This is a genomic window from Pseudomonas sp. PSB11, assembly GCF_014596605.1.
Lineage (GTDB): Bacteria > Pseudomonadota > Gammaproteobacteria > Pseudomonadales > Pseudomonadaceae > Aquipseudomonas > Aquipseudomonas umsongensis.
Map to the genome: position 1 here is coordinate 137389 of NZ_NOIO01000006.1, position 15504 is coordinate 152892.

At 57.8% G+C, this 15504-nt stretch carries 16 protein-coding genes; 12 read left to right on the forward strand and 4 right to left on the reverse strand.

Going from position 1 to position 15504, the window contains the following annotated elements; all coding sequences use genetic code 11:
- Positions 1-19 precede the first annotated feature (19 nt).
- Entirely contained in the window at positions 20-658 is a 639-nt protein-coding gene (nth, locus tag CGA21_RS10060; protein WP_110751645.1) for an endonuclease III, read from the forward strand.
- A 106-nt stretch (positions 659-764) separates the two neighbouring features.
- Entirely contained in the window at positions 765-944 is a 180-nt protein-coding gene (locus CGA21_RS10065; RefSeq protein ID WP_110751643.1) for a PA3496 family putative envelope integrity protein, read from the forward strand.
- Between the two features lie 90 nt (positions 945-1034).
- Here CGA21_RS10065 and CGA21_RS10070 read toward each other — a convergent pair whose 3' ends face one another.
- A complete protein-coding gene (locus CGA21_RS10070) occupies positions 1035-1661 on the reverse strand; it encodes a response regulator transcription factor (protein WP_008057539.1) in 627 nt (208 codons plus the stop codon).
- Positions 1662-2183: 522 nt separating this feature from the next.
- On the opposite strand from CGA21_RS10070, the gene CGA21_RS10075 reads away from it, so the two are divergent.
- Positions 2184-2945: a hypothetical protein gene (locus CGA21_RS10075; protein ID WP_188264145.1), complete on the forward strand. Its 762-nt coding sequence runs from the start codon at positions 2184-2186 to the stop codon at positions 2943-2945.
- Between the two features lie 75 nt (positions 2946-3020).
- On the opposite strand, the gene CGA21_RS10080 is transcribed toward CGA21_RS10075, so the two are convergent.
- Positions 3021-4238: an argininosuccinate synthase gene (locus CGA21_RS10080; protein WP_020799894.1), complete on the reverse strand. Its 1218-nt coding sequence runs from the start codon at positions 4236-4238 to the stop codon at positions 3021-3023.
- Between the two features lie 129 nt (positions 4239-4367).
- The gene (locus CGA21_RS10085; RefSeq protein ID WP_110751639.1) at positions 4368-5273 is read right to left on the reverse strand and encodes a flagellar protein MotY; all 906 of its coding nucleotides are present in this window, start codon (positions 5271-5273) and stop codon (positions 4368-4370) included.
- A gap of 159 nt (positions 5274-5432) precedes the next feature.
- On the opposite strand from CGA21_RS10085, the gene pyrC reads away from it, so the two are divergent.
- The gene (gene pyrC, locus CGA21_RS10090; protein WP_110751637.1) at positions 5433-6479 is read left to right on the forward strand and encodes a dihydroorotase; all 1047 of its coding nucleotides are present in this window, start codon (positions 5433-5435) and stop codon (positions 6477-6479) included.
- Positions 6476-7153, forward strand: a complete 678-nt coding sequence (rnt, locus tag CGA21_RS10095) for a ribonuclease T (protein WP_110751635.1) — start codon at positions 6476-6478, stop codon at positions 7151-7153. Before pyrC ends, rnt begins: the two co-directional genes overlap by 4 nt.
- Positions 7154-7368: 215 nt before the next feature.
- On the opposite strand, the gene CGA21_RS10100 is transcribed toward rnt, so the two are convergent.
- Positions 7369-7971 (reverse strand): peroxiredoxin, encoded by a 603-nt coding sequence (locus CGA21_RS10100; protein WP_020799890.1) that lies wholly within the window; start codon positions 7969-7971, stop codon positions 7369-7371.
- A 306-nt stretch (positions 7972-8277) separates the two neighbouring features.
- Between CGA21_RS10100 and CGA21_RS10105 the strand changes: the two genes are divergently transcribed.
- The 7 genes from CGA21_RS10105 to CGA21_RS10135 all read left to right on the forward strand — a co-directional run bounded on the left by CGA21_RS10105 (position 8278) and on the right by CGA21_RS10135 (position 15498).
- A complete protein-coding gene (locus CGA21_RS10105; RefSeq protein ID WP_008057530.1) occupies positions 8278-8496 on the forward strand; it encodes a bacterioferritin-associated ferredoxin in 219 nt (72 codons plus the stop codon).
- Between the two features lie 198 nt (positions 8497-8694).
- Positions 8695-9171 (forward strand): bacterioferritin, encoded by a 477-nt coding sequence (gene bfr, locus CGA21_RS10110; RefSeq protein ID WP_020799888.1) that lies wholly within the window; start codon positions 8695-8697, stop codon positions 9169-9171.
- A 201-nt stretch (positions 9172-9372) separates the two neighbouring features.
- Positions 9373-10275 carry a chemotaxis protein CheV gene (locus tag CGA21_RS10115; RefSeq protein WP_110751633.1) on the forward strand — a complete coding sequence of 301 codons (903 nt, stop codon included), beginning with the start codon at positions 9373-9375 and terminating at the stop codon, positions 10273-10275.
- 27 nt (positions 10276-10302) lie between these two features.
- Positions 10303-10761: a GNAT family N-acetyltransferase gene (locus tag CGA21_RS10120; protein WP_110751631.1), complete on the forward strand. Its 459-nt coding sequence runs from the start codon at positions 10303-10305 to the stop codon at positions 10759-10761.
- A 58-nt stretch (positions 10762-10819) separates the two neighbouring features.
- A complete protein-coding gene (locus CGA21_RS10125; RefSeq protein ID WP_110751629.1) occupies positions 10820-11134 on the forward strand; it encodes a hypothetical protein in 315 nt (104 codons plus the stop codon).
- Between the two features lie 105 nt (positions 11135-11239).
- Positions 11240-12400 (forward strand): efflux RND transporter periplasmic adaptor subunit, encoded by a 1161-nt coding sequence (locus CGA21_RS10130; protein WP_110751627.1) that lies wholly within the window; start codon positions 11240-11242, stop codon positions 12398-12400.
- Positions 12397-15498 carry a multidrug efflux RND transporter permease subunit gene (locus CGA21_RS10135; RefSeq protein WP_110751625.1) on the forward strand — a complete coding sequence of 1034 codons (3102 nt, stop codon included), beginning with the start codon at positions 12397-12399 and terminating at the stop codon, positions 15496-15498. Before CGA21_RS10130 ends, CGA21_RS10135 begins: the two co-directional genes overlap by 4 nt.
- Positions 15499-15504: the final 6 nt, after the last annotated feature.

A 15504-nucleotide genomic window follows, 5' to 3' on the forward strand; every position in this document is an offset into this window, starting at 1 on the left:
TCGAGGAAACGCACCGCACATGAACGCCGCAAAACGTCTGGAAATATTCCGCCGGCTGCATGAAGACAATCCGGAACCGAAGACCGAACTGGCCTATTCCTCACCCTTTGAGTTGCTGATTGCGGTGATTCTTTCGGCGCAATCAACCGATGTCGGCGTCAACAAGGCCACGGCAAAACTGTTTCCGGTTGCCAATACCCCGGCGGCGATTTATGCCCTGGGCGTGGAAGGATTGTCGGAATACATCAAGACCATCGGCCTGTACAACAGCAAGGCTAAAAACGTGATCGAGACCTGCCGGCTGCTGATTGAGCGTCATGGAGGGGAAGTGCCGCAGACCCGTGAGGAACTCGAAGCCTTGCCTGGCGTCGGCCGCAAGACCGCCAACGTGGTGCTCAATACTGCATTTCGCCAATTGACGATGGCCGTGGACACCCACATTTTTCGGGTCAGCAACCGCACCGGCATCGCACCTGGCAAGAATGTGGTCGAGGTCGAGAAAAAATTGATGAAGTTTGTGCCCAAGGAATACCTGCTCGACTCCCATCACTGGCTGATCCTTCACGGACGTTACGTCTGCCTTGCCCGCAAGCCTCGCTGCGGCAGTTGCCGGATCGAAGACTTGTGCGAATACAAGCACAAGACGTCGGACGATTGAGCTGCTATTGGGTTTTTCGATTTATCGATTGAAAAAATCTTTTTTACCCGTCGCAAGATTGTCGATATAAGGGGCCCCAAAGGCCTTCTTCGCCTGGAGTAACTAAATGAGCACTGGCAAAGAACAATTGGACGTGGATGAGGACTTTACCGCCGCAGAGGCTGATGATGCCGAGCCGGTGGTTGAAGTAGCGAAAACCAATCTGAGCAAGCGTCGGACCATCGACAACCTGCTGGAGGAGCGCCGACTGCAAAAGCAATTGGCCGATTACGATTTTGACTTGTAAAACCTAAAAGCCTCCCGAAACGGAGGCTTTTTACTAAGTGTCGAGTCGCGATCAAAGCTCGCCTGTCGCGCTTCGTCAACGCCGGGCACATCATGCCAGGCCGTTACGCTGGGCGAGCTCGATCAGATCGACCAGCGAGCGCGCATTGAGTTTCAACAACAGTCGGGTCTTGTAGGTACTGACGGTCTTGTTGCTGAGAAACATCCCATCAGCAATCTCTTTATTGGTCTTGCCCCGGGCCAACTGCTGCAACACCATCATTTCCCGCCCTGAAAGACGATCCACCATATCGGCTTCACTGGCGTTGCCAAGACTGGCACGCACAGTATGCAACGCTTGATTAGGGAAGTAACTGTAGCCTGACAAGACCGCCTTTATTGCACTGAGCAACTCCGTGAGATCCTGCTGTTTGCACACATACCCGGCGGCGCCGGACTGCATGCAGCGCATGGAAAAATGTCCAGGTGACTGAGAGGTCAGTATCAGCACTTTCATCGGCATCGCAGCCGATGTCAGTCTCGCAATAACTTCCAGTCCATCCAGTTTCGGTATTCCAATATCCAGTATGACAATGTCCGGCATGTATTCTCGGGCTAGTTGCAATGCATCCACACCATTATCTGTTTCTGCAATGACTTCGTAGCCATGACGCTCCATCAGCATTCGTACCGCAAGACGAATGACGGGGTGATCATCCACAATCAGCACTTTATTCATGGGCAAGTCCAATTTCACTATTCGATTTTTTAGAGCCCGCACAATAGCCTAGTCGTTTCCTCCCTGGCATGTCGCTCCCCCCGGCCACTCGCACCCAGAGACATTCCCTACAGAAATTAGAGATTTTTCCTACAAAAAAACCCAAGAACCCCAAGATCGAAAACTTTAATTGAGGACTTGACTTTCCTATTGAGATTATTTTTTTGTATCGACCTGCAACAAAATAACCTGGGCAGTTTAAATTCCAGACAGCGAATAGACATGTATCGACCGACACCACACACTCAAAGGTAACTAAGGTTATCCGATACCCTCTCCCTCAAAAAAATATCACACATAACTTATACACTCGCACTTACAGCAAAAACAAACACATCGTCGCCCTGACGGAAACAATAAACAGCTAGCGTGCCGGCCTGAAATTAAATTACTTGAAAAATAGAAAACCCGAGATGCCCAAGATCAGTTGAATGCATTAAATTAAAAACAAACACCACGCCAAACAACAGAACGAGGATAAAAATGGATAAGCTCAAAAAAAGTATAAGCAACCCCATGACAGTAATTGCAATATTTGCAACTCTGTCGGAAACATCAGCGGCCGTTACCTTGCCGTTCCTTGATGACGAGGATAGAGACGTCTACATCTGGTTCCTGATCAGTTTTCCCTTTTATCTGCTGTTGCTATTCTTCGCAACGCTCAACTTCAACTATCGATCGCTGTATGCCCCCTCCGACTTTGAGAAGGGAAAACATTTCATAAAATTCATGGACGGTGCCGAGCAACTCGAAAACGGGAAGAGTAGAAAGTCTGCAGGCAGGACATCAGGCAGTGGCGGCCAATCCACTAGCCGTCCTTCCAGGGCAAAAGACCCACCCTCGAAATCGGTCCCTGGCGTTGCCCTGTCGGCGCTACACCGCCTACGCCTACCTGAACGGTTGAGGGACCTGTATGTCGTTGATGCACGCGCGATGACAAGCAACGCCGAGTTCAGCCACTTGATAGAGAGCCTTCACAACGAACCGGGAAAAACTGCACGTGCAGTCGTATTCCTCACCTGTAACGCATCAGATTCAATACTGAAGGAAAGCGCGGAAAGCCCTGCAAAACACGCAAAGAGATCCTGCCGCACAACATTCTGTGCTGCCTACAATTTGAATTCACAGGGTTTGAGGGTCATTGATCGACAGTTGCCAAGCGACGCACGACAGCCCGTGGCGTTTGACGATCAATCCGAAGGGAAGGATGAGCGAGGGAAAAGCAAAAAGCCGCAAGTATGTTGATGCCGGCAGGCACCCACTTTTCAAATGTGCGGCCCCGTCGATGACCGGGCCACACATTCCATTACATCAAAGGTCTTAGAACAGCTTGCGACCTTTGTTCGCCGCGATGCGCATGCGCAAGGCGTTGAGCTTGATGAAGCCCGCTGCGTCGGCCTGGTTGTAAGCGCCGCCATCTTCTTCGAAAGTGGCAATGTTGGCGTCGAACAGCGACTCATCGGACTTGCGACCGGTGACAATCACGTTGCCTTTGTACAGCTTCAGGCGAACCACACCATTCACGTGGGCCTGGGAGGCATCGATCATCTGTTGCAGCATCAGACGCTCAGGGCTCCACCAGTAACCGGTGTAGATCAGGCTGGCGTACTTGGGCATCAGCTCGTCTTTGAGGTGAGCCACTTCGCGGTCCAGAGTGATCGATTCGATCGCACGGTGGGCACGCAGCATAATGGTGCCGCCAGGGGTTTCGTAGCAGCCACGGGACTTCATGCCCACGTAACGGTTCTCGACGATGTCCAGGCGGCCGATACCGTGCTCGCCACCGATACGGTTCAGGGTCGCCAACACGGTGGCCGGAGTCATTTCGACGCCGTCCAGTGCCACGATATCGCCGTTGCGGTAGGTCAGTTCCAGGTACTGCGGTTTGTCGGGCGCTTTCTCCGGGGAGACGGTCCAACGCCACATGTCTTCTTCGTGCTCGGTCCAGGTGTCTTCCAGCACGCCGCCTTCATAAGAGATGTGCAGCAGGTTGGCATCCATCGAGTACGGGGATTTTTTCTTGCCGTGACGCTCGATCGGGATAGCGTGCTTTTCGGCGTAGTCCATCAGCTTCTCGCGGGACAGCAGGTCCCACTCGCGCCATGGAGCGATCACTTTCACACCTGGTTTCAGGGCATAGGCGCCCAGTTCGAAACGAACCTGGTCGTTGCCTTTGCCGGTGGCGCCGTGGGAAATGGCGTCAGCACCGGTTTCGTTGGCGATTTCGATCAGGCGTTTGGCGATCAACGGACGAGCGATGGAAGTACCCAGCAGGTACTCGCCTTCGTAAACGGTGTTGGCGCGGAACATCGGGAAAACGAAATCGCGCACGAACTCTTCGCGCAAGTCGTCGATGTAGATCTCTTTCACGCCCATGGCTTGAGCCTTGGCACGTGCAGGTTCGACCTCTTCGCCCTGACCCAGGTCAGCGGTGAAGGTCACCACTTCACAGTTATAAGTATCCTGCAGCCACTTGAGGATCACCGAAGTGTCCAGGCCGCCGGAATACGCCAGAACGACCTTGTTTACGTCCGCCATGCCATCACTCCACGGGGTTCTACGGAAAGCCGTCAAGTCTACCGCCCATACAGAATAATTTACAGTGGCGCGACAGCTTATGACGACGAAGCGACAGATTATGTCGAGAGCGCGACGATGACCGAAGAGTCAGGAAGTTGCCGAAGCAGCGGGCTTTGTCGCTTGGGGAGCCACTTGCTCCACGGGGGCTCCACGCTCCAGGCGTATCGCGACCCGACGGTTTTTCGCGCGGTTAACGTTGCTGGTATTGGGAGCCAGGGGGTAGCGCTCGCCATGGAAACGCAGAGTTATTTGCGATTCCTGAATGCCGTTGGCCTTGAAGAACTCCATGACCGCCAGCGCCCGGCGACGTGACAGGTCACGGTTGGTCAGGCGATTGCCGCTGTTATCGGAGTGGCCATCGAGTTCGATGCGATTAACCGTTGGATCGGCTTTCATGTATTCGAGCATCACTTGCAGCCTGGCCTTGGCGGGCCCGTCCAGATCGATGCCGCCACCGGGGAAACCGATCTGGGATTGCTTCACCTGATCGAAGTTCTGCGGCAGCAACTTGGCCACGCAACCCTGATAATCGACAAATGCCTTGTTGAACCTGACCGGCAACAAACGCACCTCCGATACCCGGCCATCGCCTGAAGAGTGCCGGACCACGGGACTGCGTCCGTCCATCAGGCCGCTGATCAAGCGTCCGGCCTGGGCCTGCGAGCTGTTGAACAGGACATTGCCGCTGCCGATCCGTACCGTGCCCAGATTGATATCACCACGTCCTGGCTGCCAAGGCGCAGCAGCGGCCAACAAAGTGGCAGAACCACCGCCTATCATTGCGTTGTACGCATTCAAACGAAATATCGCCTGCTCGCCAGCGCGGCGCACGAACTGGCCCGAGCCGAAATCAGTGATCGGCTGCGTCAGCCGGCACTCGAACTTGTCGCCTTCGACCGTCCACTCAATGCTCTCCAGGCGAGTCTGGAAAGTGAGTGCCATTGCGGGAAGGCTGGCAAACACACTGAGCAAGGCTAAATAACGCTGGCGCACGGGAGGCTCCACTGGCTTCTACGACAAAAAGACCGACACACAGATGTTTACGGCATACCTGTTGGATATCGGAAGCTTCCCGTAAAACTTGATAGCGGGTGCCTGCAAGAGTCTTTTCCGGTAGCATTCCCTTGAGTTTGACCCGCCTGGAATCCCCTCATGTCCGACCGCCTGACCCTGCTGCGTCCCGACGACTGGCATATTCATCTTCGCGATGGTGCCGTGTTGACCAATACCGTCGCGGATGTCGCGCGCACCTTTGGCCGCGCCATCATCATGCCCAACCTGGTACCACCGGTGCGCAATGCGGCTGAAGCCGACGGCTATCGCCAGCGGATTCTCGCTGCCCGTCCGGCCGGCAGCCCGTTTGAACCGCTGATGGTCCTGTACCTCACCGACCGCACCCAGCCTGAAGAAATTCGCGAGGCCAAGGCCACCGGTTTCGTTCACGCCGCCAAGCTGTATCCGGCCGGCGCGACCACCAACTCGGACTCGGGCGTCACCAGCATCGACAAGATCTTCCCTGCACTCGAGGCCATGGCCGAAGTCGGGATGCCTTTGTTGATCCACGGTGAAGTCACCCGTGGCGATGTCGACGTGTTCGACCGCGAAAAAATCTTCATCGATGAGCACATGCGTCGTGTGGTCGAGCGTTTCCCGACGCTCAAGGTGGTGTTCGAACACATCACCACCGCCGACGCCGTGCAGTTCGTCAACTCGGCGTCAGCCAACGTGGGCGCGACCATCACTGCGCATCATTTGCTGTACAACCGTAACCACATGCTGGTGGGCGGGATTCGGCCGCACTTCTATTGCTTGCCGATCCTCAAGCGCAATACGCATCAGGAAGCCCTGCTCGACGCCGCCACCAGCGGCAGCGAAAAGTTCTTCCTCGGCACCGATTCGGCACCCCACGCCCAGCACGCCAAAGAGGCCGCTTGCGGCTGCGCCGGCTGCTACACCGCCTATGCGGCGATCGAGATGTACGCCGAGGCCTTCGAACAGCGCAACGCGCTGGACAAGCTCGAAGCCTTCGCCAGCCTCAACGGCCCGCGTTTCTATGGTCTGCCGGCCAACACCGATCGCATTACCCTGGTCCGCGAAGAATGGACCGCCCCAACCAGCCTGCCGTTTGGCGAGCTGACCGTTATCCCGCTGCGCGCCGGTGAAAAACTGCGCTGGCGCCTGCTGGAGGAACACGCGTGAGTGAAGACCATTTCGACGACGAACAGGAAGGTCAAGGCGGTGGTGGCGGTTCCCGTCATCCAATGGCCGCCAGGTTCCGTGGCTACCTGCCGGTTGTCGTCGACGTAGAAACCGGTGGCTTCAACTCGGCCACCGACGCCCTGCTGGAAATTGCTGCAACCACGATCGCCATGGATGAAAAGGGTTTTGTGTACCCCGATCACACCTACTTCTTCAGGGTCGAGCCTTTTGAAGGTGCGAACATCGAAGCGGCAGCCCTGGAGTTTACCGGGATCAAGCTCGATCACCCGCTGCGCATGGCCGTGAGTGAAGAAGCGGCGCTGAACGATATCTTCCGCGGCGTGCGCAAGGCACTCAAGGCCAACGGCTGCAAACGGGCGATCCTGGTTGGGCACAACAGCAGCTTCGACCTGGGCTTCCTCAATGCCGCGGTTGCGCGCCTGGACATGAAGCGTAACCCGTTTCATCCATTCTCCAGTTTCGATACCGCGACGCTCGCGGGCCTGGCTTACGGTCAAACCGTGCTGGCCAAGGCCTGTCAGGCCGCCGATATCGACTTCGACGGCCGCGAGGCGCATTCGGCCCGCTATGACACCGAGAAGACTGCCGAGCTGTTCTGCGGCATCGTCAACCGCTGGAAACAAATGGGTGGCTGGGAAGATTTCGACGATTGATTGAAGATTTTCTGCCCTTTGCTCTTTGTAGGAGCCGAGCTTGCTCGCGATGGTCGTGAACGATAACGCGGGCAGTCTGGATTCCCTCGGTGTTCTTGAGTCCATCGTCGGAGCGCCGCCCGGAGCATGCTCGCTCCTACAGGGGGCTTGCGTTTACTCCACCCATAAAAAAACCGGCCTCAAGGGCCGGTTTTTTTGTACCTGGAGCCTGTGCCTTACAGCGCAGCAGCGTGCTCGGTCAGGTAAGCCGCAACGCCTTCTGGCGAAGCGTTCATGCCTTTATCGCCTTTTTTCCAGTTGGCAGGGCAAACTTCACCGTGCTCTTCGTGGAATTGCAAGGCGTCGACCAGACGCAGCAGCTCTTCCATGTTACGGCCCAGCGGCAGGTCGTTGATGATCTGCGAGCGGACAACGCCTTTGTCGTCGATCAGGAATGCGCCACGGAATGCCACGCCGTCAGCGGACTGAACGTCGTAGGCCTTCATGACTTCCTGCTTGATGTCGGCAGCCATGGTGTAACGAACCGCGCCGATACCGCCGTCGTTAACCGGGGTGTTGCGCCATGCGTTGTGGGTGAAGTGCGAGTCGATCGACACAGCGACCACTTCAACGTTGCGCGCCTTGAACTCGGACATGCGGTTGTCCAGAGCGATCAGCTCCGACGGGCAAACGAAGGTGAAGTCCAGCGGGTAGAAGAACACCAGGCCGTATTTGCCTTTGATGGCCGACGACAGGGTGAAGCTGTCTACGATTTCGCCATTGCCGAGTACGGCCGGTACGGTGAAGTCAGGGGCTTGTTTGCCTACGAGTACGCTCATTGGATATCTCCTGGTGTAGAAGCGTTAAGAACAAGGTTTGCATCAGCCTGCCACCCTCAGGCGACAGCCCTGTGACACAAACCCGTTTCGAAAAGACCGGCCATCATACACCGCGTTTTTGGCCTGTCCGTAACGGTTTCTCCCCTGAGCGTAAAAAAGGACGAAGGGTCATCCGGTTGGCAGCCTCCTACGGATCAACCGTTCGTCAGACCTGGCAAAAAGTGTTCTCAAAGCACTTTGACAATCATTCTCGTTAACATTAAGATCCATCGCATTCGAGACATCAACAAGCGACGGTCTTCACTTATGTATGTTTGCCTCTGCACTGGCGTCACCGACGGCCAAATCCGCGACGCGATCTATGAAGGATGCTGCAGCTACAAGGAAGTGCGCCAAGCCACCGGCGTTGCCAGTCAATGCGGCAAATGTGCCTGCCTTGCCAAGGAAGTGGTCCGCGAGACCCTGACCAAGTTGCAAACGGCCCAGGCTGCGATCCCGTTTCCAGTTGAATTTACTGCCGCATAAATCCCGCATTTCAAAGAACCGGACTCATGTCCGGTTTTTTTATGTCTGCAAATCAACTGCTTAGGCTCTAGACGCAGAACACAAACATTCTTATTCCGATTAATTTTTATATATGATTCAATAACTTAGGTTTGACACTCTTAGTTGTGCGGCTCAAACTCTGCCTTATAGACAGCTAATACAGGGCAGGACCCCATCATGAAAGGCGACGTTACAGTCATCCAGCATCTCAACAAGATCCTTGCCAATGAACTGGTCGCGATCAATCAATACTTCCTGCATGCACGCATGTACGAAGATTGGGGCCTGAACAAGCTCGGCAAGCACGAGTACCACGAATCCATTGACGAGATGAAGCACGCGGACAAGCTGATCAAGCGCATCCTGTTCCTTGAAGGCCTGCCGAACGTCCAGGACCTGGGCAAGCTGCAAATCGGCGAGCACACCCAGGAGATGCTCGAGTGTGACCTGCGTATCGAGAAGACTGGCCATGCCGATCTGAAAGCGGCCATCGCCCATTGCGAAACAGCGGGCGATTTCGGCAGCCGTGAATTGCTTGAAGATATCCTTGAATCCGAAGAAGAACATATCGACTGGCTGGAAACCCAACTTGGCCTGATCGACAAGATCGGAATCGAGAACTACCTGCAATCGCAGATGGGCGACGACGAGTAGGTTCTACTCTGCCCGCCTCGATGTAACAGAAGGCCCCGCGCTCTTTTAAAGAGGCGGGGCTTTTTTGTTTCAGTTTGCAAGTGTCTCAACCGGCCCAGGGGATTTTTCCTAAAGCCTGCTCCCCACAAGTCGATAACCTGGCATCGATAGCCGTGGGTGATCCACTGATCGCCTCACCACCTTTTTCCACAGAAGGTTTTTATGTCCTCCACCAAAGCCCGCGCAGATTCACTTTCGCTTCTGCTGTTTACCTTGCGCAGCGGCAAGCTGATGGCGATCAACCTGCTCAAAGTCAGTGAAATCATCCCTTGCCCCCCACTGACCAAACTCCCCGAATCGCATCCCCACGTCAAAGGCATCGCCACCCTGCGCGGCACCTCGTTGTCGGTAATCGACCTCAGCCGCGCCATCGGTGAGCGTCCGCTGGAAGACCCTGACGGTGGGTGCCTGATCGTCACTGACGTCAGCCGCTCCAAGCAAGGCTTGCATGTACAGGCGGTGAGCAAGATCGTTCATTGCCTGACCACCGACATCCGTCCACCCCCTTTTGGTTCTGGTGGTTCGCGCTCGTACATCACCGGCGTCACTTCGGTCGATGGCACCCTGGTGCAAGTGCTGGACATCGAGAAGGTCATCCATGGCATCGCCCCGGTCCCCATCGACATGGCGCCCACCGAGCTAAGCATGGAAGACGCAGAAATACTGGGCAGCGCTCGTATCCTGGTAGTCGACGACAGCCAGGTGGCGCTGCAGCAATCGGTGCACACCTTGCGCAACCTGGGCCTGCAATGCCATACGGCCCGCAGCGCCAGGGAAGCCATCGACTGCCTGCTGGACCTGCAAGGCACCGCCCAGCAGATCAACCTGATCGTCTCGGACATCGAAATGTCCGAAATGGATGGCTACGCCCTCACCCGTACCCTGCGTGAAACCCCGGACTTTGCGCACCTTTACGTGCTGCTGCATACCTCCCTGGACAGTGCAATGAACAGCGAAAAGGCGCGGCTTGCGGGGGCCAATGCGGTGCTGACCAAATTCTCTTCGCCGGAGCTGACCAAATGCCTGATCGACGCGGCCAAAGCTGTGGCCGAACAAGGTTGTTGAGTCTTGAACGAGCATTTCTGCTATCTCATGCGGCGCAGCCTCACGCGAGCCGTGCCCGCCCCCGCCTGGCCTGAGGGGATCGTCCTGACCGGCTACCGACCTGAACAGGCAGAAGAGGTTCACGACTTGCTGGAATTGGGTTACTCCCAGGGAGGCGGCCGCGTCCCGGCCCTGGACGAATGGCAACAACGATTTGAATCCGATCCTGAATATGATCCGGCCTTGTGCTTCATCGCCCTGGATGCCCAGGGTATCGCGGGTGTATGTCAGTGCTGGACCAGCGCCTACATCAAGGATCTGGTGGTGCATCCGCGGGCGCAAGGCCGCGGCTTGGGGCGAGCGTTGCTGCTCAATGCCTTCAAGGTGTTTCAACGGCGGCGCGAAGGGTATGTCGATTTGAAAGTGCTGGAAGACAACGTTCGCGCACAGCAGTTGTATGAAAGGGCTGGGATGCATGTAGTCCGCCGGGAACCAGTGCCGGTTTGACCGAGACCTTCAGGCATACTCAGGCCTTGGCCCACACCCGCCCAAGGATTCCCGAACCATGAAAGCCGTCACCCTCACCTTCGTTTGCCTCGCGGCCCTCGCCGCCCAGGCCCAGGCCTCCAGCCCCGACGCGTGGGCCGCCTTCGACAAAGCCGTACTCGCCAGCTGCACCAAGGCCAGCGGTCTTGCCAATGCCAAACCCGTCGGCAACGCCGCGCAGTTCGATGATCGGGTCGGCTATACCGCCCTGCTGCTGCAAGGCCAGTACCCGCAAAAGCACATGAAAGGCCGACAAGGCACTGAACTGTGCCTCTACAACAAGAAAAGCAAAACAGCCTACGTGACCGAGTGGGACTCCATACGGCCAAACTGACGCCGCTGTCAGTCAGCAGTCACTTTCCTGACCGGGTCACAGGGATATAACGTAGATAGACAAAGCTGCGCACACTTCCACTTTCCGACCCGGCGCCCCTCTCGCATGCGAACTCAGAAAAAAACCGTTGTTATTGCAGCCTTTCTGATCGTGCTGGCAGCGCTGGGTGCGTGGTACCTGGGCAAACCCTCCGCAGCCCGGGTGGCGGCACCGACCGCCATCCCGGTGCGCGTGGTCAACGTGGTCGAAAAAGACGTCCCCCGCTACGTCAGCGGCATCGGTTCAGTGTTATCGCTGCACAGCGTGGTAGTTCGTCCGCAAATCGATGGCATCCTCACCAGGATCCTGGTCAAGGAAGGCCAATTGGTGAGCAAGGGCGACCTGCTGGCCACGATCGACGACCGATCGATCCGCGCCGGCCTGGACCAGGCCAGGGCGCAACTGGGCGAAAGCCAGGCGCAACTGCAAGTGGCCCAGGTCAACCTCAAGCGCTACAAACTGTTGAGCGTCGACGACGGGGTGTCCAAACAGACCTACGACCAGCAACAAGCGCTGGTCAACCAGCTAAAGGCCACGGCCCAAGGCAACCAGGCTTCGATTGACGCAGCTCAGGTGCAATTGTCGTACACACAGATTCGCTCCCCGGTCAGCGGTCGCGTCGGTATTCGTACGGTGGATGAAGGCAACTTCCTGCGCATGACGGACACCCAGGGACTGTTCACGGTGACCCAGATCGACCCTATCGCCGTGGAATTCTCCCTGCCGCAGCAAATGCTGCCGACCCTGCAAGGCCTGATCAACGATCCACAACATGCCAAGGTCAAGGCCTACATCGGTGCCGACACCGACGGTGAAACCGGCAACCTGCTGGGCGAAGGCCACTTGACCCTGATCGACAACCAGATCAACGCCAACACCGGCACCATCCGCGCCAAGGCCGAATTCGATAATCCCGGGCAAAAACTCTGGCCCGGCCTGCTGGTGACGGTAAAGATCCAGACAGCGCTGGATAAAGATGCGCTGGTCGTACCGCCCACCGTCGTGCAGCGTGGCCTCGATCAGCACTTCGTCTATCGGGTGAATGGCAACAAGGTCGAAACCGTACCGGTGCAGATGGTTCATCAAAGTAGCGGTCAGAGCATCATCAAAGGGGTGAAACCCGGTGACGTGCTGGTCAGTGACGGCCAGTCGCGGCTCAAGCCCGGTGCTACCGTGCAAGTACTCACCGACCCGCCGCAGGTCGTAAAATCGGAGTCGGCGCCATGAAAGGCCACGGTTCGGTATCCGCCTGGTGCATCGATCACCCTGTGGCGACGATTCTGCTGACGTTTTCCCTGGTGCTGCTGGGGGCGATTGCCTTCCCGCGCCTGTCCATCGCGCCGCTTCCGCAAGCAGAATTTCCGACGATACAGGTGGCCGCGCAACTGCCGGGGGCCAGCCCGGAAACCATGGCCTCATCGGTGGCCACACCCCTTGAAGTGCAGTTCAGCGCCATTCCCGGCGTGACGCAAATGACCTCGAGCAGCGCCCTGGGCTCAACCAACCTGACCCTGCAATTCACCCTCGACAAGAGCATCGATACCGCCGCCCAGGAGGTCCAGGCAGCGATCAACACCGCGGCAGGCAAACTGCCCAAGGACATGCCGAACCTGCCGACCTGGCGCAAGGTCAATCCGGCCGACAGCCCGGTACTGATCCTCAGCGTCAACTCGTCCCTGATGCCCGGCCCGGAGCTCAGCGACCTGGTGGAAACCCTGTTGTCCCGTCAGATCAGTCAGATCGACGGTGTCGGCCAGGTCGTGATTACCGGCCAGCAACGTCCGGCGATTCGTGTCCAGGTCTCGGCAGACAAACTCGCCGCCATTGGCCTGACCCTCGCCGATATTCGCCTGGCGATCCAGCAGACCAGCCTCAACCTGGCCAAAGGTGCGCTGTATGGGGAGTCGAGCATCTCGACCCTGTCCACCAACGACCAGTTGTTCCATCCTGAGGAATACAACCAACTGATCGTTTCCTACAAGGATGGCGCACCGGTCCATCTCAGGGATGTCGCCAAAGTCGTCAACGGCTCGGAAGATGCCTACGTCCAGGCTTGGGCGGGCACCCAACCGGGCGTCAACCTGGTGATATTCCGCCAACCGGGGGCCAACATTGTCGAGACCGTGGACCGCATTCAAGCGGCGCTTCCGGGCCTGGAAGCGATGCTCCCGGCTTCGGTGCAGGTCAAGACACTGATTGACCGCACGCAAACTATCCGCGCTTCGCTGCATGAAGTGGAAATCACCCTGCTGATCGCGATCATGCTGGTGGTGGCGGTGATGGCGCTGTTCCTGCGCCAACTGTCGGCAACCCTGATCGTGTCGGCAGTACTGGGGGTTTCACTGATCGCCAGTTTCGCCTTGATGTACGTGATGGGCTTCAGCCTGAACAACCTGACGCTGGTGGCAATCGTGGTGGCCGTGGGGTTTGTGGTCGACGATGCGATCGTGGTGGTGGAAAACATCCACCGCCACCTGGAGGCAGGCGACGGCATGCGCGAGGCCGCGATCAAGGGCGCCGGAGAAATCGGCTTCACGGTGGTATCGATCAGTTTCTCGCTGGTCGCGGCGTTCATTCCGCTGCTGTTCATGGGGGGCGTGGTCGGACGCCTGTTCAAGGAGTTCGCCCTGACCGCCACCTCCACCATCATGATTTCGGTGGTCGTGTCGCTGACGTTGGCGCCCACCCTGGCAGCGCTGTTCATGCGCGCGCCGGTGCATCACGCCCACGACAAGCCCGGCTTCGGCGAACGCCTGCTGGCGCTGTACGAAAAAGGCCTGCGCCGCGCGCTCGCTCACCAGAAGTTGATGATCGGCGTATTCGGTCTGTCGCTGGCCCTGGCCGTCGCCGGTTACATTTTTATTCCCAAGGGCTTCTTCCCGATCCAGGACACCGGGTTCGTCCTCGGCACAACCGAAGCCGCCGCCGATATTTCCTACGGCGACATGGTGAAAAAACACTTGGCGATGGCTGAAATCGTCGCTGCCGACCCCGCCGTCGAGACCTTCTCGCACTCGGTCGGGGTGTCGGGCAGCAACCAGACCATCGCCAACGGCCGCTTCTGGATCGCCTTGAAAAAACGCGGCGACCGCGATGTTTCAGCCAGCGAGTTCATCGACCGTATTCGCCCGCAATTGATGAAAGTTCCGGGCATCGTCCTGTACCTGCGCGCCGGGCAAGACATCAACCTCAGCTCCGGCCCGAGCCGGGCCCAGTACCAGTACGTGCTCAAGAGCAACGACGGTGCAATCCTGAGCACCTGGACCCAGCGCCTGACGGAAAAACTGCGCGGCAACCCGGCCTTTCGCGACATTTCCAATGACCTGCAACTGGGCGGCAGCATCACTCATATCACTATCGACCGCAGCGCCGCGGCACGCTTTGGCCTGACGGCCAGCGATGTCGACGAAGCGCTGTACGACGCCTTCGGCCAGCGCCAGATCAACGAATTCCAGACCCAGATCAATCAGTACAACGTGATCCTGGAACTGGACACGCGCCAGCGCGGCAAGGCCGAAAGCCTCAACTACTTCTATCTGCGCTCGCCCCTGAGCGGGGAAATGGTGCCGCTGTCGGCCCTGGCGAAATTCGATGCGCCCACGGTGGGGCCGCTGTCCATCGCCCACGACGGCATGTTCCCGGCCGCCAACCTGTCATTCAACCTGGCGCCCGGTGTGGCGCTGGGCGATGCGGTGATCATGCTCAACAAGGCCAAGGTCGACATCGGCATGCCAACGGCCATCAGCGGTAACTTCCAGGGCGCGGCCCAGGCGTTCCAGAGTTCGCTGGCCAGTCAGCCATGGTTGATCCTGGCGGCGCTGGTGGCGGTTTACATCATTCTCGGCGTGCTCTACGAGAGCTTCGTCCACCCGCTGACGATCATCTCGACACTGCCCTCGGCCGGGCTGGGCGCGGTGATCATGCTGTGGATCTGCGGCCAGGACTTTTCGATCATGGCGCTGATCGGGCTGGTGCTACTGATCGGCATCGTCAAGAAAAACGGCATCCTGATGATCGACTTCGCGCTCGACGCGCAGCGCAAGGGTGGCCTGGCGCCGGAGGAAGCGATCTTCCAGGCGTGCCTCACGCGGTTCCGCCCGATCATCATGACCACCCTCGCCGCCCTGCTCGGCGCCCTGCCACTGATGCTCGGCTATGGCACCGGCGCCGAACTGCGCCAACCCCTGGGGATCGCGGTGGTCGGCGGCCTGCTGGTGAGCCAGGCACTGACGCTGTTCACCACGCCGGTCATATACTTGTGGCTGGAGCGGCTATTTCATCGACCTAAACCTACAGCGCTGTCGGCGCTGGCGACCACAGACTGAGGCGGG